The sequence below is a fragment of the Comamonas thiooxydans genome, from assembly GCF_000964545.1.
Lineage (GTDB): Bacteria > Pseudomonadota > Gammaproteobacteria > Burkholderiales > Burkholderiaceae_C > Comamonas > Comamonas thiooxydans.
In genome coordinates this window covers 34,020-57,590 of record NZ_BBVD01000010.1, presented here as the reverse complement: position 1 = coordinate 57,590, position 23,571 = coordinate 34,020, and the positions used below count along the sequence as shown (strand labels likewise).

At 60.9% G+C, this 23,571-nt stretch carries 22 protein-coding genes and 1 riboswitch; of the genes, 12 read left to right on the top strand and 10 right to left on the bottom strand.

The genetic code is table 11. From position 1 onward, the window contains the following. From Cth01_RS16900 to Cth01_RS16890, 3 genes are all read left to right on the top strand, one after another. Complete coding sequence (locus Cth01_RS16900) at nt 1-294, top strand: hypothetical protein (protein ID WP_045839860.1); 294 nt, start codon at nt 1-3, stop codon at nt 292-294. Between the two features lie 3 nt (nt 295-297). Beyond that, nucleotides 298-849, top strand: coding sequence for a hypothetical protein (locus Cth01_RS16895; protein WP_045839859.1), 552 nt, complete (start codon nt 298-300; stop codon nt 847-849). An 89-nt stretch (nt 850-938) separates the two neighbouring features. After that, complete coding sequence (locus tag Cth01_RS16890) at nt 939-1,223, top strand: hypothetical protein (protein ID WP_156160281.1); 285 nt, start codon at nt 939-941, stop codon at nt 1,221-1,223. A gap of 338 nt (nt 1,224-1,561) precedes the next feature. Here Cth01_RS16890 and Cth01_RS16885 read toward each other — a convergent pair whose 3' ends face one another. The 5 genes from Cth01_RS16885 to Cth01_RS16865 all read right to left on the bottom strand — a co-directional run bounded on the left by Cth01_RS16885 (nt 1,562) and on the right by Cth01_RS16865 (nt 6,563). Then, nucleotides 1,562-2,200 (bottom strand): hypothetical protein, encoded by a 639-nt coding sequence (locus tag Cth01_RS16885; RefSeq protein WP_139032086.1) that lies wholly within the window; start codon nt 2,198-2,200, stop codon nt 1,562-1,564. A gap of 47 nt (nt 2,201-2,247) precedes the next feature. Next, entirely contained in the window at nt 2,248-3,546 is a 1,299-nt protein-coding gene (locus tag Cth01_RS16880; RefSeq protein ID WP_045839856.1) for a Y-family DNA polymerase, read from the bottom strand. A gap of 6 nt (nt 3,547-3,552) precedes the next feature. Then, on the bottom strand, nt 3,553-3,966 hold the full coding sequence (locus Cth01_RS16875) for a LexA family protein (RefSeq protein WP_072248261.1): 414 nt from the start codon (nt 3,964-3,966) through the stop codon (nt 3,553-3,555). A gap of 394 nt (nt 3,967-4,360) precedes the next feature. After that, nucleotides 4,361-5,434, bottom strand: coding sequence for a sterol desaturase family protein (locus Cth01_RS16870; protein ID WP_034380126.1), 1,074 nt, complete (start codon nt 5,432-5,434; stop codon nt 4,361-4,363). 208 nt (nt 5,435-5,642) lie between these two features. After that, nucleotides 5,643-6,563 carry an inositol monophosphatase family protein gene (locus Cth01_RS16865; protein ID WP_034380124.1) on the bottom strand — a complete coding sequence of 307 codons (921 nt, stop codon included), beginning with the start codon at nt 6,561-6,563 and terminating at the stop codon, nt 5,643-5,645. A 259-nt stretch (nt 6,564-6,822) separates the two neighbouring features. Between Cth01_RS16865 and Cth01_RS16860 the strand changes: the two genes are divergently transcribed. The 3 genes from Cth01_RS16860 (at nt 6,823) to Cth01_RS16850 (ending at nt 9,323) form a co-directional block, all read left to right on the top strand. Continuing rightward, nucleotides 6,823-7,623: an RNA methyltransferase gene (locus Cth01_RS16860; RefSeq protein WP_034352771.1), complete on the top strand. Its 801-nt coding sequence runs from the start codon at nt 6,823-6,825 to the stop codon at nt 7,621-7,623. Nucleotides 7,624-7,659: 36 nt separating this feature from the next. Continuing rightward, nucleotides 7,660-8,496 carry a serine O-acetyltransferase gene (gene cysE / locus Cth01_RS16855; RefSeq protein ID WP_012839329.1) on the top strand — a complete coding sequence of 279 codons (837 nt, stop codon included), beginning with the start codon at nt 7,660-7,662 and terminating at the stop codon, nt 8,494-8,496. Between the two features lie 167 nt (nt 8,497-8,663). Then, the gene (locus Cth01_RS16850; RefSeq protein ID WP_012839328.1) at nt 8,664-9,323 is read left to right on the top strand and encodes a nitroreductase; all 660 of its coding nucleotides are present in this window, start codon (nt 8,664-8,666) and stop codon (nt 9,321-9,323) included. A gap of 134 nt (nt 9,324-9,457) precedes the next feature. On the opposite strand, the gene Cth01_RS16845 is transcribed toward Cth01_RS16850, so the two are convergent. Further along, entirely contained in the window at nt 9,458-10,678 is a 1,221-nt protein-coding gene (locus tag Cth01_RS16845; protein ID WP_045839969.1) for an ABC transporter substrate-binding protein, read from the bottom strand. A gap of 184 nt (nt 10,679-10,862) precedes the next feature. On the opposite strand from Cth01_RS16845, the gene Cth01_RS16840 reads away from it, so the two are divergent. Both Cth01_RS16840 and thiC read left to right on the top strand, forming a co-directional pair. Next, a complete protein-coding gene (locus Cth01_RS16840) occupies nt 10,863-11,522 on the top strand; it encodes a nitroreductase (protein WP_034352760.1) in 660 nt (219 codons plus the stop codon). 81 nt (nt 11,523-11,603) lie between these two features. After that, nucleotides 11,604-11,721: riboswitch (TPP riboswitch) on the top strand. Nucleotides 11,722-11,980: 259 nt separating this feature from the next. After that, nucleotides 11,981-13,924: a phosphomethylpyrimidine synthase ThiC gene (thiC, locus tag Cth01_RS16835; RefSeq protein ID WP_034409654.1), complete on the top strand. Its 1,944-nt coding sequence runs from the start codon at nt 11,981-11,983 to the stop codon at nt 13,922-13,924. Between the two features lie 305 nt (nt 13,925-14,229). On the opposite strand, the gene Cth01_RS16830 is transcribed toward thiC, so the two are convergent. The 3 genes from Cth01_RS16830 to yjgA form a co-directional block, all read right to left on the bottom strand. Continuing rightward, nucleotides 14,230-15,438, bottom strand: coding sequence for an ABC transporter substrate-binding protein (locus Cth01_RS16830; protein ID WP_034389468.1), 1,209 nt, complete (start codon nt 15,436-15,438; stop codon nt 14,230-14,232). A gap of 356 nt (nt 15,439-15,794) precedes the next feature. Next, nucleotides 15,795-16,406 carry a molybdopterin adenylyltransferase gene (mog, locus tag Cth01_RS16825; protein WP_034352753.1) on the bottom strand — a complete coding sequence of 204 codons (612 nt, stop codon included), beginning with the start codon at nt 16,404-16,406 and terminating at the stop codon, nt 15,795-15,797. After that, nucleotides 16,399-17,082 (bottom strand): ribosome biogenesis factor YjgA, encoded by a 684-nt coding sequence (gene yjgA / locus Cth01_RS16820; RefSeq protein WP_034389466.1) that lies wholly within the window; start codon nt 17,080-17,082, stop codon nt 16,399-16,401. The genes mog and yjgA overlap by 8 nt, the downstream gene beginning before the upstream one ends. A 65-nt stretch (nt 17,083-17,147) precedes the next feature. On the opposite strand from yjgA, the gene pmbA reads away from it, so the two are divergent. Next, nucleotides 17,148-18,569, top strand: coding sequence for a metalloprotease PmbA (gene pmbA / locus Cth01_RS16815; RefSeq protein WP_034352749.1), 1,422 nt, complete (start codon nt 17,148-17,150; stop codon nt 18,567-18,569). 59 nt (nt 18,570-18,628) lie between these two features. Here the strand turns inward: pmbA and Cth01_RS16810 are convergent, their stop codons facing one another. Next, nucleotides 18,629-18,982 (bottom strand): hypothetical protein, encoded by a 354-nt coding sequence (locus Cth01_RS16810; protein WP_003069365.1) that lies wholly within the window; start codon nt 18,980-18,982, stop codon nt 18,629-18,631. A 94-nt stretch (nt 18,983-19,076) separates the two neighbouring features. On the opposite strand from Cth01_RS16810, the gene Cth01_RS16805 reads away from it, so the two are divergent. From Cth01_RS16805 to Cth01_RS16795, 3 genes are all read left to right on the top strand, one after another. Next, complete coding sequence (locus tag Cth01_RS16805; protein ID WP_045839854.1) at nt 19,077-19,631, top strand: hypothetical protein; 555 nt, start codon at nt 19,077-19,079, stop codon at nt 19,629-19,631. Between the two features lie 142 nt (nt 19,632-19,773). Further along, the gene (locus Cth01_RS16800) at nt 19,774-20,658 is read left to right on the top strand and encodes an EamA family transporter (RefSeq protein ID WP_414836001.1); all 885 of its coding nucleotides are present in this window, start codon (nt 19,774-19,776) and stop codon (nt 20,656-20,658) included. Between the two features lie 258 nt (nt 20,659-20,916). Beyond that, nucleotides 20,917-23,511, top strand: a complete 2,595-nt coding sequence (locus tag Cth01_RS16795; RefSeq protein WP_045839968.1) for a sensor domain-containing protein — start codon at nt 20,917-20,919, stop codon at nt 23,509-23,511. The last annotated feature ends 60 nt before the right edge of the window (nt 23,512-23,571 follow it).

The window sequence follows — 23,571 nt, the reverse complement described above, 5'->3', positions numbered from 1 at the left end:
ATGTTCTATCCCGTGATTACTTTGCTCAGCGTGCTGCACTGGCTCTGCGGCCTGGTCGTTGTGGCCGAGGCGCTTAACAAGCTGGAGCGCACGGCCCCATGCATGCCTGGGCTTGCTCCTCGCACTCGCCTGGTGGCCTGGCTCAAGGCCATCGCCTGGGCGCTGCTCGCCCTGGGCGGTGCCGGCGCCCTGGTGGCGCCATGGCTGCGACCCACGCCACCAACCCTTGCCGATGTCTGCGTTATCGCGGGCTTCACCTTTCTCATCATTCGCACCCGTTTTAAGGAGGGTTGACCTATGACTATCGGATCGATCATCGTTACTGCCATCAAACCCGCTATGGAGCTGCTACCCGCAGCCATGCACACGCCGCAGGCGCACGTGATGCTGTTGGCCACCGGCCTGCAGGAGAGCCGCCTTGAGCATCGCTACCAGGTCGTGCAGGGGCGGCCTGGCGTGAAGGGACCAGCACGTGGTTTCTGGCAGTTTGAGCTGGGTACTCAGGCGAGTCGCGGCGGCGTGTGGGGCGTGTATCTGCACGAAGCCAGCCGCTATTGGCTGAGCATTGTTTGTGCCGCACGAGGCGTGGCATTCGAGCCGCGCGCCATCTGGGAGCGCTTGGAGACGGACGATGTACTAGCCGCTGCGGTGGCTCGCCTGCTGATGTTTACAGATCCACAGCGCTTGCCCGCTGTGGAGGATGAGGAGGGGGCTTGGCAACTCTATCTGCGTACATGGCGCCCCGGGGCCTGGGCGCGCGGCAGCGCACAGCAGCGCTCTGATCTGCGGGCCAAGTGGGCACGCAACCATGCTCAGGCCGAAGCGTCCGCCAGTTGGGACTTCGCATGATGCGGCAGTTGACATTGGCGCTGCTGGTCAGCCTTGGGGTCAACCTAGCACAAGGTTGGGCCTACCTGCAAAAGCGTGATGCAGCAACCTTGGCCAGATCCGATGCCGAGCATGCGGCCGAGAAGGAATCTTTGGCGCGCGAGAGTGCAGACGTGTGCACAAAGGCGGTCGATGCATTGCTGCTGGCCGGTGAAGGTCTCAAGAGCGAGCGCGACCAGGCCCGTGCACAGGCGGCTGCGGTCGCAGCTGGACACAAGGCCCGCGCGGACAAGATCCTGAGCACGGCGGCCGCAGTGCCTGGTGACGCATGCGTAAGCGCACAGGCCCGAGTGGCTGAGCTGCTGGCGTCCCGAAAGTCTGCAGGAGGTCAGTAATGCGCCGTCTACCCCTACTCTCGGCTGCGCTGGCGGCCGCTGTCCTCCTGGCTGGTTGCGGTGCTGCGCCGCCAGCGAGGGTTGAGATTCAGCAGGTCAAGGTCCCTGTGCCGGTGCCTTGCGATGAGCCCGAGCCTGAGCGGCCCAATATGCCTACGGAGCACCTGCCTGCTGGTGCGGACGTGGACCTGTACGTCCAGGCTGCCGGTGCTGAACTTGAGCGGCGCGAGGGTTATGAAACCGAGTTGCGGGCGGCCCTGGCTAACTGCAGGCGACCGCTAAAAGTAGGCATCTAAGTATGAAAACCTCCCCGGTGCTTAGGCATCGGGGAGGTTTTTTTATTTGGTCATCAAGTTTTCAGCCCATTGAATAACATGGACTCTCAAGGCAGTTTCCAAATTTTCTGCGTTTCTTCTATCGATCGATAAGTGCTCTTTAACAAGTCTCTGCATTTCAGAAATATATTCTTCTTTGCTCTTGGCCCCATTTGTCTTCGGCTCAAATTCGTTTAGCTTTGATTGTGCTGATCTAAGTTCAGCATCAAAACTTGTCATAATACAGCCGCATGCAAATGCAGCACACTCTCCCATTATTATTATTTCCCAGTCCGTTGTAGGGACAGTGTCGGAGCTGTAAAAGCGCTCTATATTTGCAATGGTATCGTTTTTCCTGTCATCAAAGCCATGAGCTAAAACTTGGTTTCTGAGATCGCGTAGGCCGTTCCAGCTCTGTATTTTTTGTGCAAATGGTTCGTTTGCAATAATTGCTAAATCGATTTCAGCTGTTCGCGGTAGCTTCTTGAACGCATCAAAAACTTCGATGAATGATCTCGCATTAACCAAAAGATAGTTGCCAATTACAAAGCGCGACTCTTCATTATGAATATGTCGTTTAAACGTTCTTATTGTCGACTCTGTGATCGATTTTACGCCTGCAAATCTGAGAAGAATTTCTTCTAACGCGGTAAGTTGTTTCATAAAGATCCTTTTGTGTTTAACGAGATGCCTACAGAACAGCTTTGTCACTATGCGCGTGCGATAGGAATTTCTTGAAGTTTAGTTGTATAGCGTGGCGTCCGGCGCTCTTGGCGCATGCGCCATCCGCTCTCATCCTGCTCGGGCACGCCGGTGCTTGCGACATGCACCGTGCCCTTGCCGAAGCGCTTGTTGACCTTGTCCATGGCCTCCATCAGCTTGCTTTGGTCGCGGCCAGGTTCCTCGAAAAGCAGGTCGCCCTGTTGAACGGTTGCCGGGCACAGATCCTGCAGCATCACGCCGGCCTTGGAGAGCTGATAGCCAGGCTGGTAGATCGACCGCAAGCCGCGAACGGCTGCATTCACAAGCGCCTTGGTATCGGATGAGGGCGGCTGAAGTTGAACTACGGCCGTTTCGTAGAACCTGCGGCCGGGCCTAAATGGCGACGTGTGCGCGAAAACATGCAGGGCACCGGCGCGCAAACCGCCAGCGCGCAGCTTTTCTGCAGCCCTGGTTGCAAATTCGCTCACGGCTTCAATCAATGGGGGCAGGGTTGTGATGGGGTGGCCGAAGCTGCGGGTGCATGCAATCTGCTTTTTGGCGGCAGGGGCCGTCTCCAAGCTCATGCAGCTCACGCCTTGCAGCTCGCGCACGGTGCGCTCGAGCACCACGCTCCAGCCATCGCGCGCGGCATGGGCGGGCAGCCTTGCCAGGTCAAGCGCAGTCAGCACGCCCTGCTCGGCCAGCTGGGCAGAGATGCGCCGGCCTACGCCCCAGACCTCGCCGGCGGCGGTGCGGCCGAGAATGTCGGTGCGTTGCTGTTCGGACAGCTCGGCCCAGTTGCAGACCCGCTGCAGCTCGGCGGGATAGCTGCCGGGCTTGCGCTCCGAGTCTTTGGCGACATGGTTGCAGAGCTTGGCCAGGGTCTTGGTGGGAGCTAGGCCCACACAAGTGGGGATGCCCGTCCATTTCAGAATGCGTGCGCGAATGGCCAAGGCGCGGCGCGTGAGATCCCGCACGCCGTCCAGATCCCCGATGAATGACTCGTCAATGCTGTAGATCTCTTGGGTGGGGCCCAGGCCGGCAGCCAGCGACATCATGCGGTCGCTCATGTCGCCGTACAGCTCAAAGTTTGGTGAGAGGCAGACAAGCCCCTTGTGCTCGACCAGGTCGCGCAATTGAAAAAACGGCTGTCCCATCTTCACGCCCAAGGCTTTGGCCTCGTCGGAGCGTGAGATGGCGCAGCCGTCGTTATTGCTTAGGACGACGACAGGGATGCCCTCAAGGGCAGGCCTGAAAGCTCGCTCGCAGCTGACGTAGAAGTTGTTGCCGTCGATGAGCGCGAACATACATGCTCATGCAAAGCGTTTGATGCAGGACTTGACCACGCCCCAGATCTCCAGCTCTTGGTTTTCTTTGGGGACGATGTCGGGGTAGGTGGGGTTGCCGGCTCGGAGCCTGAAATTGCCGCCAGCGTTGTACAAGACTTTGACAGTGAAGTCATTGTCAAGAACGGCCACGACGATGCTGCCATGGCGAGCGCGCAGCGCCCGATCCACCACGATGAGGTCGCCGTCATCGATGCCGTACTCACGCATGGATGGACCGGCCACGCGCAGCAGGAATGTGGCCTGCGGGTGCTCAACCAGCAGCTCGGCAATGTCCAGCCGTTTGCCGGAGAAGTCCTCGGCTGGAGAGGGAAAGCCTGCGCGCACGCTGCAATCTGCCAGAGGCAAAGCAACTGGGGAGGCAGTGAGTTGGACGGGCATGCCGCTCAAAAGTCGATGACTGTACATGCATACAGTATATCGATTGATTGAAATCAAACTCTATGAATCCACTTTTACGTCGCATCTATTGGCTGCGTGAGAAGAACCCGACATAAAAAAACCTCCTGAGTGGGAGGTTTGTTTGGCGTAGGTTTAGGCGTAGGTTTTTCGGTAATCTGAAATTTATCAGAGGTATTAAAACCAATGCATCATCGGCGTATGCGCCGAGAGGTCAGTCATGTCTGGGGAGTAGGGCAGCGACGGGGATTCTGTGCTTGTCTGGGTCATCGCTTCAGCGGTATGCAAAACAGGGGGCGCCGCGCCGGTGCTGGGCGGGCGCCGAATGCTGCATTATCCGTGATGCCCAATAGCAGGGGGCATGGCTGTTTTTTGGCTATTTGGCAGAGGCCGTCTGCACGCCTTGCTCGGATTGAGAGCCAGAGCCTTGATCGTCGTCATGAATGGGGCGGTAGCCCGGGCCGAAGGACACATCGCCCAGCCTCCAGCCCGCGCGGCAACTGAAGGCTCCCCAGAAGCGCTTCAAGGTGTACCACTGCATGGCGATCAGGCCGCGCTCGTTGTCGGCATCGACCTCGGGGTCACTCACGCCCGTGGGGCGTAGTTCCTCGTCGTGATAGAGGGCGGTGCCGAACAACTGATCCCACCAGGGCAGAACCTGGCCGAAGTTGCAGTTGTGGCGCTCGGGGCGCTCGGCATCGCGCAGCATATGGTGGTTGCGGTGAAAGCGTGGGCCGACCAGCAGGCGCTCGCCCATTTGGCCCAGCCAGCCCAGACGCAGCGCTACATTGGCATGGGAGAAGTTCTGCACCAGTTCGCTGAGCAGACCCAGCATGGCGAACTCGGATGGCTCCACACCCATGGCCAGACCTACGCTGGCCAGCACAAAGCTTTGCAGCATGCCGTCCAGATAGTTGCTGCGGTCGTTGCTCCAGCAGCTCATCTGGCGCTGGCTGTGGTGCATGCTGTGCATGGCCCACCACCAGGGAATGACGTGCTGGGCGCGGTGCATCCAGTAATACGTCAAGTCGTAGACGACGTAGTACACGGCAAACAATATATAGGGGTGGCCTTCAAACCAGGGCAGCCAGGCCTTGAGGCCGCTGGCCACCTCGGTGGCTGGCCCGCCGCCCAGCATATGGGCGACCGGCATGAGGATCAAAAAGCTGAACAGCGGAAACAGGCCCAGCAGCATGAGCAGGGTGTAGTTGCGGTCCACCGTGGTGTGGCGGCGGTCGGCCCAGCGTTCGGCGGGAAGCAGACTCTCCAGCGGCCGCATCACACAACCGATCAGAAACAGCTGCAGCAGCGCGATCAGGATGCCAGCGGCTATCTCGCGCGGATCGCCCGCTGCCTCGGCAATATGGAGTGCGTTGACCACGGGAGTCACCGCATGCATGGATACCCAGTCAATGGCCAGCGCCCAGTGCTGGCTGAAGAAGTCCATCATATTGTTCTGCCCATTTATCGTCGGACAGATTCTGGACCGGGAGTTTGTGGATTCTGTGGAGAGAAATACACCTCCGACGCTTGTCCATTGCTTGTGGACGCTGCCCCCAAGGAGCGTCTATTGCCTGGTGGCGGCCTCTGGCGACATAAAAAAAGGGCCCGGTCCACCGGACCAGGCCCTTTCCGCAGTCGTGGGGCGACCGCCTTTTTTATTCTGCGTTCTTCTGGCCTTCTTCGGCCACAGCTTCGGTGTCTTCCTCGGCGGGGGCTTCGAATTCGCCAGTCTTGACAGCCTGACGCACGGCCGCTTTTTCGCCAGCGGTGGCGAACTTGCTGAACTTGCCCAGCACGGGAATCAGCGAACCATAGATGCGTGGGTTGGCGGCCAGGATTTCGCGTTGTTCCAGGAAGTCGGCTTCACCCGTGAAGTTGCCCACCAGACCACCGGCTTCGCTGACCAGCAGAGAACCGGCAGCCACGTCCCAGATGGACAGGCCGGACTCAAAGAAACCGTCGGCAAAGCCGGCAGCCACATAGGCCAGATCCAGGGCTGCGGAGCCGGGGCGACGCACGCCGGCGGTGCGCTGCATGACTTCGCCCAGCATCAGCATGTATTGCTTGAAGTTGTCGCCACGGCGGAAGGGGAAGCCCGTGGAGATCAGGCAATCACGCAGCTGGGTGCGCTTGGAGACGCGGATGCGGCGCTCGTTCAGATAGGCTCCGCGACCCTTGGTGGCCGTGAACAGGTCGTTGCGGCTGGGGTCATAGATCACGGCGTGCTCGATCTTGCCCTTGTAGGCCAGGGCGATGCTCACGCAGTACACGGGGAAGCCGTGGATGAAGTTGGTGGTGCCGTCCAGGGGATCGATGATCCAGACATGGTCGGAGTTCTTGGCACCATGCTCGCTGCCCGATTCTTCGGCCAGGATGGAATGCTGGGGGTAGGCGTTGAGCAGCGTCTCGATGATGATGCGCTCGGCCGCCTGGTCTACCTCGGTCACAAAGTCGTTCACCTGCTTTTGCGCAACGCGCACCGATTCCACATCCAGTGCGGCACGGTTGATGAGGGCGCCAGCGGCGCGAGCAGCCTTGATGGCCACGTTGAGCATGGGGTGCAGGGAGTTCGACATAAATTGTGAGTGCGTTGGCGATGCAGCCCGGAGCAAAACTGGGCTGAACTACGCGGGTAAGAACGTAAAAGCCGCGACCGGCGATGCGGGGCGGCGACAATGGGCGCAATTCTACCCAGGCTGCGCGTTTTTTGCTTGTTCGTCCCGGCGACCCGAGGGTCTTCTCTGCGGCGCTTGCGGATGTCAGAGAGAGAGCTGGCCGCGTAGTCTGCTGTCTTATCAAGGCCACAAGTGGGGCCTTTTGCATTGTTCTGCGTTGATGAAAACCCGATTCGTACTGATTGAAACCAGCCATGCCGGCAATGTGGGCGCGGCTGCCCGAGCGCTCAAGACCATGGGCTTCGACGACCTGGTGCTGGTGCGCCCACGCTACAAGAACGTGCTGCGCAAGGAAGAAACCATTCAGCGTGCCAGTGGCGCACTGGATGTGCTGGACAAGGCCCGCGTGGTCGACACCCTGGAGGAAGCCCTGGACGGCATCAGCCATATGTGCGCGACGGCAATGACGCCACGCGACTTCGGCCCGCCTACACGCACTCCGCGCGAGCATTTCGAGTTGCTCCTGAAAGGAGAGCTCGATGTGCGCTCTGTGTCTGAAGTAGACGCAGGTCTGACCGATAACCTGCCCACATCCGGTGCGGCCTGCAACCAGAAGGGCGTGGCATTTCTGTTCGGTTGCGAGCGCTTTGGCATGAGCAACGACGATGTCTATCGCTGTGATGTGGCGCTGTCGATTCCGTCCAATCCGCAGTTCGGTTCGCTCAATCTGGGCTCGGCCATTCAGGTCGTTGCCTATGACTGGCGCGTGGCACTGGGTGGTTTTCCCGTGGTGGAGCACACGCCTGAGGCGCATCGCGCCGACATGGCCCAGGTGCAGGGTATGCTGGGCCACTGGGAACAGGCCCTGGCCCATATCGGCTTTCTGGACCCGGCAGCACCCAAGAAGCTCATGCCCAGGCTTAACCAGCTTTTCAACCGCGCGCAGCTGACCCAGGAAGAAATCCATATTCTTCGCGGTGTTGCCAAAGCCATGCTGCAGAGCCAGCCACCAACCCGCTAGACTTCACAAGCTAAACATTCCTCACGTTGTTATTTGATGCTTGATCGCCTGCGCTCCGACATCCAGTGCATTCTTGACCGCGACCCCGCGGCCCGCAGCACCTGGGAGGTCATCACCTGTTATCCGGGGCTGCACGCCATCTGGCTGCAGCGTCCTGCGCACTGGTGCTGGACGCATGGCTTCAAATGGCTGGGACGCTTCATCTCGCACATGGGGCGCTGGTTCACCGGCATTGAAATCCACCCCGGTGCCGTCATCGGTCGCGAGGTCTTCATCGATCACGGCATGGGTGTCGTGATCGGCGAAACCGCCGTGGTGGGCGATGGCTGCACCATCTATCACGGTGTCACCTTGGGCGGTACCTCGCTTTACAAGGGGGCCAAGCGCCACCCAACGCTGGGCAAGAACGTGGTGGTCAGTGCCGGCGCCAAGGTGCTGGGCGGCTTCGAGGTAGGCGATGGTGCCAAGATAGGCAGCAATGCCGTGGTCATCAAGCCAGTGCCTGCAGGTGCGACTGCCGTGGGCATTCCGGCGCGCATCATTCCCAGCAAGACCGGGCATAGCGCCGATGTGACCGAGCATGAGTCGGCACCCAAGGTCGAGGCCAAGGCGCAAACGGCTGTCGTGATTGACGAGGATTGCGGCAAGAGCGGCTTCACCGCCTATGGCGTGACGGCCGAAGTCGACCCCGTGGCCCAGGCCATGCGCTCTCTGTCCGAAGGCGCTGCCGGCCATGAAAAGCAGATTGCACTGCTGTGGGCCGCCATCGAGAAGCTCTCGATTCAAGGCCATGTAAAGGACTGTGTGCCCTGTGAGTCCGAACGACCCGAGGCATTCCAGAAGGACAAGATCGATCAGATTCTGGGCAAGTAAACCCCAGGCGCTTGTCCATGGATCGCTTGATGCTTCTGCTCTGCCAGTGAAAGCCAACGCCTGTCGTTGGCTTTTTTCATGGTGCTTGCCCGTAGTCGATTTGAGGGGCGAAAGCCCTGCCTGTCCGGCCGAGACTGCTTGTCAACTCAAACCCGAGGCAAGCAATGATGAATGTGGAACAGGCCATGCAGCAGCGCCATTCGGTGCGTGCTTTTTTGCCAAGGAGGGTGGATGCGGCGCTGGTCAGGGATTTGCTGGCGCAGGCCGGACTTGCGGCTTCAGGCGGCAACCTCCAGCCCTGGCGCGTGATAGCGCTGACGGGGGACAGCCTTCAGGCCTTGCGCCAGGCCATGCCTGCGGCGACCCCCAACTCTGATCCGGCCCTGGTCTATCCACCTCAGCTGTGGGAGCCCTATCGCAGCCGCCGCTTTGACAATGGCGAGGATCTCTATCGTTCCATAGGCATGGGGCGTGAGGACAGGAGTGGGCGGCTGCTGCAGCTAGCCCGGAACACTCACATGTTTGGCGCACCTGTAGGCGTATTCGTCGCGGTCGAGAACCGCATGTTGCATGCGCAGTGGGTGGATCTGGGCATCTATCTGCAATCGCTGATGCTGCTGGCGACCGGAAAGGGGCTCGCCACCTGCGCCCAGGGCTTCTGGCGCAATTACAGCGATTTTGTGAGCCGGCATCTGGCGCTGCCGCAGGGCTACCAGATCGCTTTTGGCATGGCACTGGGCTATGAGGACAGCGCGGCACCCATCAACCAGTGGCGCTCCACCAGGGCAGAGCCCGGGGAATGGTGCGAGATGCGCGGGTTCGAATGAGCCTTGTCTTGATGCCGGTGCGGGCAGTCGCTTGACGCTTCTTCTTGCTGCGTGGCAAGAAGACGAGGACGAAGCGCAAGGCATCAAGCCGGGTGCCATGCAGGCAACCCGGCCGCTTCTTCAATGCCGACCGACTACTTCCACAGAGCGCACTTGCTCTCTTCCTTGGTGGTGAAGACCTGGTCGCCGGGCAGGGTCTTGAGCACCTTGAAGTAATCCCAGGCCTTCTTCGATTCGGCCGGTGCCTTGACCTGCAGCAGATACATATCGTGAGCGTAGCGGCCGTCGGGGCGGATCACGCCCTTGGCATAGAAGTCCGATAGCGGCGTGGCCTTGAAGCCGGCCATGATCTTGTCGGCATCCGTCGTGCCCAGCTTCTCGGCCAGCTTCAGATACTGCATGGCGGCCGAGTAGTTGGCTGCCTGCAGCGAGGTGGGCATCTTCTTGAACTTGGCAAAGAAGCGATCCGAGAACTTGCGGCTTTCGGGATTCAGGTCCCAATGCCAGCTGTCGGTGAACATCAGGCCTTCCGTGGCTTTGAGACCCAGGCTGTGGATGTCGGAGCTGAACAGCAGCAGGCCGGCCAGCTTCATGGTCTTGGTCAGGCCGAACTCGCGTGCCGACTTGATGGCATTGATGGTGTCGCCACCTGCATTGGCCAGGCCCAGAATCTGGGCCTTGGAGTTCTGAGCCTGCAGAAGGAAGGAAGAGAAGTCGGCTGTGTTCAGAGGGTGCCTGACGTTGCCCTGCACCTTGCCGCCAGCGGCATTGACCACGCGGGTGGTGTCGGCTTCCAGCGCCTGGCCAAAGGCATAGTCGGCCGTCAGAAAGAACCAGCTCTTGCCACCCAGCTCCACCACTGCCTTGCCCGTGCCCTTGGCCAGCGCCACGGTGTCATAGGCATAGTGCACGAAATAGGGGCTGCACTGGTCGTTGGTCAGGGCCGAAGTGCCCGCGCCGTTGATGATGTAGACCTTTTTCTTCTCATCGGCCACCTTGCCCATGGCCAGACCGGCACTGGAGGTGGTGCCGCCGATCAGCATGTTCATGCCCTGGGTGTCGAACCACTCGCGTGCCTTGCTGGCCGCGATATCGGCCTTGTTCTGGTGGTCGGCCGTCAGCACCTCGACGGGCTTGCCCAGCAGCTTGCCGCCAAAGTCGTCCACGGCCATCTGCACGGCCAGGGCTCCGCCCTTGCCGTCCACATCGGCATAGAGGCCCGACATATCGGTGATGAAGCCGATGCGAATCTTGTCCTGCGCCTGAGCGCCTGCAGCGGTCAGCAGGCATCCCAGTGCCAGCGTCAATGTTCTTGGGGAAAAAGAGGTAGCGGAGCAAACAGAGCGAGGCTTCATCAGAGTCATCTCCTGAGGTGGTGAGTACCCAGTCACTGCGACGGGCAGCCAGCATGGTCGCAGTTGGAGCAGGGCGCGCCATCAGGGCAAGCACCGGGGCGGCTGCGACAAGGTATCCACGGCGACTCGGGAAAATGCCGCAAGCTCCTACACTGCACACCAGCGATTTAGGAGAGTAGAAGAGATGGATATTCGTCAAGCATTGCAGCAGCGTCGTTCGGTGCGCGCTTTTCTGCCGCAGGCCGTGGCTGCTGCCACGGTGCGGGACTTGCTGGAGACCGCAGCACAGGCGCCGTCCGGCGGCAATATGCAGCCCTGGCGTGTGACCGCTGTAGGCGGACAGGCGCTCAAGGATCTGTGCGCCAGGGCCAGGGAGACCGAGGCCGTGCAGCGCCCCGGCCTGTCCTATCCACCCGGTTTGTGGGAGCCCTACCGCAGTCGCCGCTTTGAAAACGGCGAAGATCTTTACCGTGCAATCAATATCGGCCGCGAGGACAAGGCAGCACGTCTGGCCCAGCTGGCCAAGAACGGCCAGATGTTCGGTGCGCCTGTGGGCATTTTCGTGGCCGTGGAGGAGCGCATGGGCTATGCGCAATGGGTGGATCTGGGCATCTATCTGCAGTCCTTCATGCTGCTGGCCGTGGAAAAAGGTCTGGCCACCTGTGCCCAGGGCTTCTGGCGCATGTACAACGACATGCTGATCGAACAGCTGGCATTGCCGGATGGCTACCAGATTGCCTTTGGCATCGCCCTGGGCTACGAGGATGTCAGCGCGCCCATCAACCAGTGGCGCGCAAGCCGTGCCGCCAGCAATGAATGGCTGGTGTTGCAAGGGCTGGATTGAACGGCGGATTAGACGCTTGAGGGTCAGGATAGTTAAACAGCTTCAAGAGTGCGCAAATTGTGGCAAAACCAGCCTATACTGCGTGCAGCTCCGGGGTGTGCGAAAGCGCTGAGATGCCAGTCACTGTGAAAACAGTGCAGGCGAACCCGACGAACTTGATCCGGTTCATACCGGCGGAAGAAGAGCGGGACCCTGACGCAGGGCCGATGGATTGACAGGGCAACTGGCACGAGTGCCAACCCTGAAAGCCATAGGCACAGCAAACCCCAGGCGCCTCGCGCACTGGGGTTTTGTCTTTTCTGGACAGCCGGTGCGTGAAGAACCAGGCCGAAATTGCGGAATTTCGGCGGCACAGGCCGGATACCCCATAGCGGGCCGGGCCCGTGCAGGGCAAGATCAGAGCAGGGCCGCACTCCACGGAGCGTTTGATGCACTTCAACCGCTTTGAGGAGACTGCGATGAACGCCCCTGATTCCATTTTTACGCCTGCTGCAGGTCATGCCCCCGATGCCGCCCGTTTTGCCGAGCTGCTGGCACAGTCGCGCCAGCCGTTTCCCGCATCGACCAAGAGCTATCTGAGTGGCGCGCTGCATCCGCAGCTGCGTGTGCCGGTGCGCGATATTGCGCTCACCAATGGAGAGCAGGTCAGCGTCTACGACACCTCGGGTCCCTATACCGACCCCGCCGTACAGATCGACGTGCGCCAGGGCTTGCCCAGCGTGCGAGGTGCCTGGATCGAAGCGCGCGGCGACAGCGAATACTACGTGGGTCGCCTGCGTGTGGCGCTGGACGACGGCGGCAAGCGCGGCGAGGAAGATGCACGCGTGGACCAGTTGCGCGCCGAGGCGGCCGCGCTGCAGCGCCAGCCGCGCCGTGCCAAATCTGGCCAGAACGTGACCCAGATGCACTATGCCAAGCGCGGCATCATCACGCCCGAGATGGAATATGTGGCCCTGCGTGAAAACGGTCGCCGTGAATGGATGGCGCAGTACCAGCAGGACGCGGCGCGCGAGCTGCGCCTGGCCGGCAACAGCCTGGGCGCAGCGATCCCGAAGATCATCACACCCGAATTCGTGCGCGACGAAGTGGCGCGAGGCCGCGCCATCATTCCGGCCAATATCAACCACCCTGAAATCGAGCCCATGGCCATCGGCCGCAATTTCAAGGTCAAGATCAATGCCAACATCGGCAATTCGGCCGTGACTTCCAGCATCGAGGAAGAGGTGGAAAAGCTGGTCTGGGCGATTCGCTGGGGTGCGGACAATGTCATGGACCTGTCCACCGGCAGGAACATCCACACCACGCGCGACTGGATTGTGCGCAACTCGCCCGTGCCCATCGGCACCGTGCCCATCTACCAGGCGCTGGAAAAGGTCGGCGGCATTGCCGAGGATCTGACCTGGGAAATCTTCCGTGACACGCTGGTCGAGCAGGCCGAGCAGGGCGTGGACTACTTCACCATCCACGCCGGCGTGCGCCTGGCCTACATCCACCTCACGGCCCAGCGCCGCACCGGCATCGTCTCGCGCGGCGGCTCCATCATGGCCAAGTGGTGCATGGCTCATCACCGCGAGAGCTTCCTCTACGAACATTTCGAGGACATCTGCGACATCATGAAGCAGTATGACGTGAGCTTCTCGCTGGGCGATGGCCTGCGTCCCGGCTGCGCGTCGGATGCCAACGACGATGCCCAGTTTGCCGAGCTGGCCACGCTGGGCGAGCTGACGCAAGTCGCCTGGAAGCACGATGTGCAGACCATGATCGAAGGCCCTGGCCATGTGCCCATGCACATGATCCAGCAGAACATGACCGAGCAGCTCAAGCACTGCCACGAGGCCCCGTTCTACACCCTGGGCCCGCTGACCATAGACATCGCCCCCGGCTACGACCATATCGCTTCGGCCATTGGCGCGGCCATGATCGGCTGGTTCGGCACGGCCATGCTGTGCTATGTCACGCCCAAGGAGCATCTGGGCCTGCCCGACCGCGACGACGTCAAGCAGGGCATCATCGCCTACAAGATTGCGGCCCATGCGGCCGACGTTGCCAAGGGCCATCCGGGCGCACGCTCGCGCGACGATGCATTGAGCCAGGCACGCTTCGACTTCCGCTGGCAGGACCAGTTCAACCTGGGACTGGATCCCGATACGGCCCAGGCCTACCACGACGAGACCCTGCCCAAGGACAGCGCCAAGGTGGCCCATTTCTGCTCCATGTGCGGACCCAAGTTCTGCTCCATGAAGATCACCCAGGAAGTGCGCGACTTTGCCAAGCAGCAAGGCGTGAGCGCCGAGAACAGCATTGCCGTGGGCATGCAGGCCAAGGCGGCGGAGTTCAATCAGGCGGGCGGCGATTTCTACATTCCCATCGTCAATGCATCGACCGACACCACGGCACGTTGACCTGAGCTGAAGCCGGGCTGCGGCACTTGTGCATCAAGCGCTTTTGCCCGTCGCCATGAAAAAGGCAGGCCGCAGGGCCTGCCTTTTTGCCGAGTGATGCCGCAGGGGCTGCGGCGTTCGGCTTGGAAAGGGTCGCTGGGGACGCCGCCCGTCAGGTCCATCTCGATAAGGCGCAAATATCGAGATGTAAGTTTGTTGCGGGTTGAAACCTGGAGCCGCTGGAACTGCTGCCATAAAAAAACGGACAGCTGCCGTGGCTCGCTGTCCGTTGTTCCGATGCGGGGCGTATGCCTCGCGGGTTCAAGTCACCGCCAGTACTGGCATTTGCTTTCCGCCTTGGTGGTCCAGATCTGCTCGGCAGGCAGCTTCTTGATGATCTTGTAATAGTCCCAGGTGCCCTTGGATTCGGCCGGCGACTTGACCTGCATCAGGTACATATCGTGCACATAGCGGCCGTCTTCGCGGATATAGCCCTGGCCGAAGAAGTCGTCGATCTTGGTGCTTTTCAAGGTGGCCATGACCTTGTCGGCATCGAGCGTGCCGGCTTTTTCCACGGCCTTGAGGTAGTTCATGGTGGCCGAGTAGTCGGCAGCCTGGATCTCGCTGGGGCGGCGCTGGGTCTTGGCCATGAAGGCGTCGGCAAACTTGCGCGAGCCATCGTTCATGTCCCAGTACCAGGGGGCGGTGAACTGCATGCCTTCGGTGTTCTTCAGGCCCAGGCTGTGGATGTCGCTGAAGAAAACCAGCAGGCCGGCCAGCTTCATGTTCTTGGTGACGCCGAATTCCTTGGCCGCCTTGATGGAGTTGATGGTGTCTCCGCCGGCATTGGCAAGGCCCAGGATCTGCGCCTTGCTGTTCTGGGCCTGCAGCATGAAGCTGGAGAAGTCGCTGGCGTTGAGCGGCGTCTTGACCGAGCCCAGCACCTTGCCGCCACGCGCTTCGATGATCTTGCTGGTGTCGGCTTCCAGTGCATGGCCGAAGGCATAGTCGGCCGTCACAAAGAACCAGTTCTTGCCGCCGGTGTCCACCACGGCTCCGCCCGTGCCCTTGGCCAGGGCCACGGTATCGAAGGCGTAGTGCACGGTATAGGGGCTGCATTGCTCGTTGGTCAGTGCCGAGCTACCCGCGCCATTGTCGATAAAGACCCGCTTTTTCTCCTGCGCGACCTTGGCCATGGCCAGGGCGGTGGCGGAGTTGGTGCCGCCGAACACCAGGCTGATGCCTTGCGTGTCTATCCATTCGCGGGCCTTGCTGGCCGCTATATCGGCCTTGTTCTGGTGGTCGGCCGTCAGCAGCTCGATGGGCTTGCCCAGTACCTTGCCGCCAAAGTCGTCAATCGCCATCTGTATGGCAACGGCACCGTTCTTGCCTTCCACATCGGCATAGAGGCTGGACATGTCGGTGATGAAGCCGATCTTGACTTTTTCCTGTGCCATGACGGGGGCCGCGAAGGCCGCCGTCAGGGCGAGAGCCAGCAGGCAGGCAGAGGGCGCAGACTGGGACAAGCGATGCATGGAGTCTCCTGAAAATTATGAGAAATGTGGAGAGAGCGTGCAGCGTCCGGGCGGCGGGTGGCCGCTGTCGCTGCATCGCAGCAAACATGCTAGGGGCGGCGATTGCGTCTGGCATCGGGGCAAGCACTTGCGGGAAATCCCAAGGGATACACCAGATTTGATAGCTGCTAGCGCTTGTTGTCCATGGATTTCATATTGATTTATTGCTGAAGTCCATGAATGAAAGGCGAAAAGTGCTTTTATTCTGATAGCGGTTGCAGCGAGATACCCGCAGCAGCCATGCCACGTGAGCGCCATGAAAAAAGCAGCCCGTAGGCTGCTTTGGTGGATGTTTTGGCAGGGATTGCACCTGCAGGCTATGCCGTGCGCGGTGCGCGAATCGCGGTCTTGGGGCGGAAGGCCTTGCAGATCTCGTCATGGGTTTCGAGATAGGGGCCGCCGATCAGGTCGATGCAGTAGGGAACGGCAGCAAAAATGCCGTTGACCTTGGATTTGCCGTCGGCGTCCTTAAGGCCTTCCAGCGTCTCGGCAATCGCCTTGGGCTGTCCCGGCAGATTGATGATCAGGCTGCTGCCGCGTATCACCGCCACCTGGCGCGAGAGTATGGCCGTGGGTACAAAAGCCAGGCTGATCTGGCGCATCTGCTCGCCAAAGCCCGGCATTTCCTTGTGGGCCACGGCCAGGGTGGCCTCGGGCGTCACATCGCGCAGCGCGGGGCCGGTGCCGCCGGTGGTCAGCACCAGGCTGCAGCCTGCATCGACCAGCTCGATCAGCGCCGCGCTGATGCCGGCCTGCTCGTCGGGAATCAGGCGCGGCTCGAACTGGATAGGGTTCTTGAGCGCGCGGCTCAGCCATTCCTGGAGCGCGGGCAGGCCCTTGTCTTCATAGACGCCGCTGCTGGCGCGGTCGCTGATGGAGACAATGCCGATCTTCACGGCATCGTGAAGATATACGGGCGCATCACTCATCGCCGTCATCCTCGGCGCTCGCACCGGCCTTGCCGGCGCTGGCCAGTTGCTCACGCACCAGCTGGAACAGGTCGCGGTAGGCGCGGCCCTTGCTGACTTCCTTGGGCTCGGCATCGGGGCCGGCGGCAGCGGCCGCTGCGGCGGCTTGCTCCTTGGCCTTGTCGATGTCCTTGCGCGACTGGCGGATCAGCGAGCGCAGCTGCTGCACATCGGTGCCGGGGAAATGCTCCAGCCAGATGGACAGGGCCGCTTCCTCGACGATCAGGCGGTCGCGCCATTGCTCGGCCACCTGCAGCGACATTTTTTCGCTGGCCGAGCCATTGCGCTGCTCGTCCAGTGCCTGCTTGACGGCCGCGACCTGTTCCGGCGTCAGCTTGCGCATGAGCTTGCCCACATACTGGAGCTGGCGGCGCTTGCCTTCGAAGTTGGTGATGCGCTTGGCTTCGGCCAACGCGTCGATCAGTTGGTCGGACAGCTGCAGGCGCTTGAAGAGGTCGCTGCGCAGCGTCATCAGCTCCTTGCCCAGATCCTGCAGCGCATCACTTTCGCGCTTGAGGTCGGTCTTGGTGGAGTCGTAGGTGCCTTTGAGTTCGGCCTTCAGCTCAAGGTCCAGCTCGCTGCCTTCGGCAACGAACTTTCCGCGAACAAAATAGCCTTTGGTGGGTTTGCGTGACATGGTAAGGGGGCAATATCGGTGGCAGCGCAGAGGGCGCCGCAGTGGCGGCTATCATATCCGCCGCTATGAAAAAACCTCGCTCCAGCAATACAAGCACTTCCAGTGCACAGGCCCAATCCGCACCGCAAGCCGGTTTCAGCTTCAGCCAAGCCTTTTTCGAGGGGCTGGTGGACCAGGCTTTGCAGCATGCCAAAAAGCTGGGTGCGACGGACGCCGGCGCCGAGGCTTCCGAAGGCTGCGGCCTGTCGGTCAGCGTGCGCAAGGGCCAGCTGGAGACCGTGGAGCGCAACCGCGACAAGTCGCTGGGCGTGACCGTCTATCTGGGCCAGCGCCGGGGCAATGCCAGCACCTCGGACTTCTCCGAAGCCGCCATCAAGCAGACCGTGCAGGCTGCCTATGACATCGCCCGCTTCACCGCAGAAGACCCGTTTGCCCGCCTGCCCGACAGCGCAGATATTGCGCTGCCCGGCACGCACCGCGATCTGGATCTGTTCCATCCCTGGGATATCACCAGCGAAGCCGCTGCGGAGATGGCACTGCGCTGCGAGGAGGCCGCCTTCAAGACCCACCGCCGCGTGAGCAACAGCGAAGGTGCGGGCGTCTCGGCCCAGCAAAGCCATTTCTTCACGGCCCATACCAACGGTTTTCGTGGCGGCTACGCCAGCTCGCGCCACAGCATGTCGGTGGCGCCCATCGCCAAGCTGCCCGGCAAGAATGGCGAGATGCAGCGCGACTACTGGTACAGCTCCATGCGCAATGCTGCAGATCTGGCCTCGCCAGAGGCCGTGGGCCGCTACGCCGCAGAGCGCACGCTGAGCCGTCTGGGCAGCCGCAAGATCCCGACCACCGAATGCCCGGTGCTGTTCGAGTCTCCGCTGGCCGCCGGCCTGCTGGGCAGCTTTGTGCAGGCCGTCAGCGGCAGCGCGCTCTATCGCAAGAGCACGTTCTTGCTCGACTCCATGGGCAAGCCCATCTTCCCCAAGCACATCGATGTCGAGGAAGACCCCTTTGTCCTGGGCGGCAAGGGCAGCTCGCCCTTTGACGAAGAGGGCGTGCGCGTGCAGGCTCGAAAGGTGGTCGATGCCGGCCGCGTGGAAGGCTATTTCCTGTCCAGCTACTCGGCGCGCAAGCTGGGCATGAAGACCACGGGCAATGCCGGCGGCTCGCACAATCTGGTCATGACTTCGCGCCGCACCAAGGCGAGCGATGATCTGGATGCCATGCTCAAGAAGCTTGGTACGGGCCTGTTCGTGGTCGAGCTGATGGGCCAGGGCGTGAACTATGTGACCGGCGACTATTCGCGCGGCGCCAGCGGCTTCTGGGTGGAGAACGGCGAGATCGCTTTCCCCGTGGACGAAATCACGATCGCGGGCAACCTCAAGACCATGTTCAAGGGCATAGAGGCCATCGGAGCCGATGCCTATAACTATGGTGCCAAGACCGTGGGCTCCATGCTGATCAATCGCATGAAGGTGGCTGGCAGCTGATCGCTGTCGGTCGCTCCATGAAAAAAGCAGCCCGGTGGCTGCTTTTTTTCATTTCTGCATCAGCTTTCGGCTGCGGCCTGAACTATGCAGTGCGAGAGTTTCTCGAAATGCTTGTGGGCGTCGGCACTGAGCTCGATCTGCTTGCGTCTGGCATCCTCGGTATCGGCCAGCAGGATCCAGCCTTTCTGGCGCATGGATTTCAGACGGGTGTGAATCGTGGCCGGAGACCCGAGTTCACGCTGGGCCATCAGATCCCGGACGCAAAGACGCTCCTGGCGCGTGCCGGCATTGGCAATTTGCTCCAGCAGGCGTTCCTCCAGTGGATCCAGTGCGGGCAGCACTGGCAGGTTGCGGATGGTCGCTGCCAGGTGCAGAAAGCGTAAATAGATATCGGCAGACAGGGACTTTGGCATGAGAAGGCAAAAACAGGCGACGTGCCGCTAACGAAGAGCGAATAAACGGCACTCATAATACTGTGCAGACAGTGAACAAGCTCGGCGGCAGCGCATGAAGAACATTTGGACGCAATTTTCGGTGGCGGTTATCACGGCTTTGCTGTTCCTGGCGATGCTGGCTCTTAATCAGTGGATTTTCTCCGAACTGGAATTTGTCAGGGGCGTCAACTGGATTTACCTGCCTGCAGGTGCTCGTCTGCTTTGTACCCTGCTTTTTGCGGAGGCGGGCGTGGCCGGGCTTTTTGCCGTGTCATGGCTGGTCTGCAACTTCTACTTTTTCCCGGATGACTGGCTGCGGGCATTTGCGGGCGGCATCATGGCCACGCTTGCCCCTTATGGCACCTATTGCGCAGCTCGCAAATGGATGGGGCTCGGGCGATCTCTCAGTGATCTCACGCCGCGTCGCCTGCTGTGGCTCAGTGTCATTTACGGACTGAGCAATGCCTTGCTGCACCAGGCCTGGTCCGTGGTCATAGGGGATGGTTTTCAGATGGACCAGCTTCTGGTGATGATCCTGGGCGACTTCAGTGGCACTTTGATCGTCCTGTATGTATTCAAGGCCTTGCTCATGCTGCCGATCAAAATGGACCGGTATCTGCTCAAGTAAGACCGTTTGCAGTCCCGGTATTCGATTTGACCGCTTTCGCAGCCAGTCATGACTGATGGCAAGTCATACTAGGGGGCTTGATCTAGAAAATCCAATATCAGTTGTCAGTGTCATGAGTTCTGCATCCTCACCCACCTCCGGCATGAGCCGTCCGGACTGGCTCAGCGCCATCATCGTCATCGTGGTCTGGGGTCTTAATTTCGTGGTCATGAAGTGGGGGCTGGCCAAGCTCTCGCCCCTGCTGCTGTGCGCGCTGCGCTTTGCCGCGGCATCGCTGCCATTTCTGCTGTTCGTGCGTCCGCCCAAAAATCTTTCCTGGGGTCTGCTGGCCGCCTACGGTCTGGTGCAAGGGGTCGGGCAGTTCGGCCTGCTGTTCACCGGCATGAAGCTGGGCATGCCTGCCGGCATGGCATCCGTGGTGCTGCAGACCCAGGCCTTCATCACCATGCTGCTGGCGGCTGCGTTCTTGCACGAGAAACCGCAGCGCTGGCAATGGCTGGGTCTGCTCATCGCTCTTGCCGGACTGCTGCTGATCGGTGCAGCCCATGGTGAGGGGGCATCGGATATGACGCTGATCGGTTTTGTGCTGACCGTGGGCGCCGCTGCCATGTGGGCCGGCTCGAACCTGCTGACGCGGATGGCGGCCAAGCAAGGCTCGTATGAGCCGGTGTCCTTCATCGTCTGGACCAGCGTCTTCCCCATGCTGCCGCTGCTGTTGCTGTCCCTGTGGGTGGATGGCGCGGATTCGGTGGCTTCGCAGCTGCAGTCCATAGGCTGGAGCGAGCTTGGGGTGATCGCCTATCTGGCTTTTCTGTCCACCTTGCTGGGCTATGGTCTGTGGACGCGGTTGTTGCAGCGCTATGCGGCCAGCACCGTGGCCCCTTTGTCGCTGCTGGTGCCGGTGATCGGTCTGCTGTCGGCCATGCTGCTGCTGGGAGAAGCCCCCAATGGCCTGCAATGGCTGGGTACGCTGGGCGTTCTGCTGGGCATGGTGGTTAATCAGTTTGGCGGCAAATGGCGGCGCTGAGACACCGGCTGGCGATAGCAGGGCACACCGTTGCTCTGCCGCAGCAGCCTGTGACTGCCCAGTAGAGCACTTTGCCAGCGCAGCACAGGCTCGCAAGTCAATAGCGGTTGTCGATCGAAGTTTTTTTGAACACTCGGCCTGAATCACGAATATTGAATCTCGTTTTCGTCATTATTATTGCCGGCATCCAGATAAAAGCATGACTTTTCCATTCCGGATTCGAGCCGGCCTGGGATGCGAATATGCAAAGGAATAATGATGCGAGAGGGAGATATTGGCGCGATGCCTCCTGAGCTGCAGCTGGCCCAGCTGCAGGCCTTGGACAGGGTAATGGCCATGGCTGAATTTGGCCTGGATGGGGCGTTGCACCGTGCCAATGACAACTATCTGCAGCTCATGGGCTTTACGCGTGAGCAGTCTCTGGGTCGCCCACATCGCAGCTTTTGCTCTGCGCGTCTGGCCGACAGTGCCAGGTATCGGGAAATCTGGACGCATCTGTGTGCAGGCAATGCCTACTCCGGAGTGGTGGAGCGACTACGCAGCGATGGCAGCAGTTGCTGGCTGGAGGCTACCTATTCACCGGTGATGGATGCCCAGGGCCGGGTGATGCATATTCTGAAGATCGCTACCGACGTCACGCAGCGGCGCGCCCGGGAGCAGGCGCAGCAGGAGCACCTGCGTCGCTTGTCCCTGGTGGCCGATGCCTCCGATACGGCAGTGGTCATCAGTGACGGAAGCTCACGCATCGTGCATGTCAACGGCGGCTTTACGCGCATGTTCGGCTGGCACTCCGAGGAGGTCGCGGGACGCATGCCGATTGCCCTGCTGGCTCCCCAGGTGTCCGAGGCTTCGGTGGATCTGTACCGTTCGGAGCTGCGCGCCGGCCAGCCCGTGGGGCGCGAGGAAATAGTGGTCGGCAAGAACGGTCAGCGCTACTGGGCCAAGGTCATCAGCAACCCCATCCTCGACGCGGACGGGCACTGGCAATACACGGTGTCGATGCTGACCGATATCACGCGTTCCAAGATGCATGAGGCCTTGCAGCACCGCGTGCTGGAAGCCATGGCACGCGAGCGGCCGCTGGTGGAGGTGCTGGAGATGGTGTGCCTGGAGGTCGAGAGGATTGCTCCGGAGGTGACGGCATCGATTCTCGAGGTGGATGCCCAGGGGCTGCTTCACCCGCTGGCCGGGCCAAGCCTGCCCCAGTCCTATTCGGCGCTGATCGAGGGGCTGGCCATAGGTCCTAACGTGGGTTCGTGCGGCACAGCAGCCTGGCGCAACGCGCCGGTGCTGGTCGACGATATTGCAAAAGACCCGCTGTGGGCGGATTTCAAGCACCTGATCCTGCCGCTGGGGTTCAAAGCCTGCTGGTCCACTCCCATCTGCAACAGCGGTGGAAAGCCGATCGGTACTTTCGCGTTCTATTACCGGGAGCAACTGACCGGGGATGCCTCGGCTTTTCACCAGCAACTGGTGGATGCCTGCATTCATCTCTGCGCCCTGGCGCTGGAGCGTGAGCTGTCGCGCGCGCGCATTCGTCAGCTGGCTTTCTACGACGGCCTGACCGGATTGCCCAATCGAAGTCTGCTGCAGGCCAAGGCCGATCAGGCGATTGCGTCAGCTGCCGGCAATGACGAGCAGTTGGCGGTGCTGTTCATCGATCTGGACCGGTTCAAGCAGGTCAATGACTCTCTGGGTCATCCTGTAGGGGATGAATTGCTGCGCAATGTCGCGACGCGATTACAGCGCGTGCTGCGCAGTTCCGATATTGCCGGGCGTTTGTCGGGTGACGAGTTTGTTGCCGTGCTGCCGCAATGCGATGCGGAGCATGTGGCCAATACCATTGAACGCCTGCAGGAGTTGCTGTCAGAGCCTCTGAATATTGCCGACACCTCGCTGACCATATCCGCCAGCGTGGGCATTGCAATGTTTCCCATGGACGGCAGGGATATGGAGACCCTGGTGCATCGTGCCGACATGGCCATGTACCAGGCCAAGAGCAAGGGGCGCGGCCGTTTCTGTTTCTTCAGCAGCGAAATGAACCGCTTGGCCCAGGAGCGCCTGGCACTGGAGACGGCACTGCGCAAGGCGCTCAAAAGCGGCGGCCTGCGCCTGCACTATCAGCCTCAGATCGAAATGGCCACCGGCCGTCTGTATGGCGTGGAGGCCCTGGCGCGCTGGACCCATGCAGAGCTTGGCGAGATTTCGCCTGCCCGCTTTATCCCGCTGGCCGAAGAGTGCGGGCTGATCGCCGATCTTGGAAGCTGGGCACTGGAAGAGGCCTGTCGCCAGTTGTCGCAGTGGCGGGCCAGGGGGATGGAAGTCCCCGCGGTATCGGTCAATCTGTCGCCGTCGAGCTTTCACAATCTGGATTTGCCTCGGATGATCGCCGACACGCTGGACCGAAACGATCTGGTGCCGCAGGACCTGACCCTGGAGCTGACGGAAAGCATTTTGCTGGACACCAACCCCAGCACCATGAAGACCATAGACGAGGTGCATGCGCATGGCGTGCGCCTGTCCATGGATGATTTCGGCACCGGCTACTCCAGCCTCAGCTATCTGCGCCGCCTGCCGGTCAGCGAACTCAAGCTGGATCGCAGCTTCGTGGCCGATCTTGAACATGACGAGGCGGCTCGGGCGTTGAGCAGTGCTATTTTGGGCATTGGCAAGAGTCTGCACCTGACCGTGGTGGCGGAAGGAGTGGAGACGCCAACGCAGAGCGTGATGCTGTGCGAGCAGGGCTACCCGGTGGCGCAAGGCTTTCTGTTCGCCCGGCCGCTGGCACCGAAGGAGTTTGAGCATTGGCTGGCCGCCAACCCGCCGACCGCGCCAGGCGCCGTCGCCGCATGAACTTGCGGTGCAGAGGTTTGGCACAGAGCGCTCCAGCAGCGATGACCTGATGTGCAGATG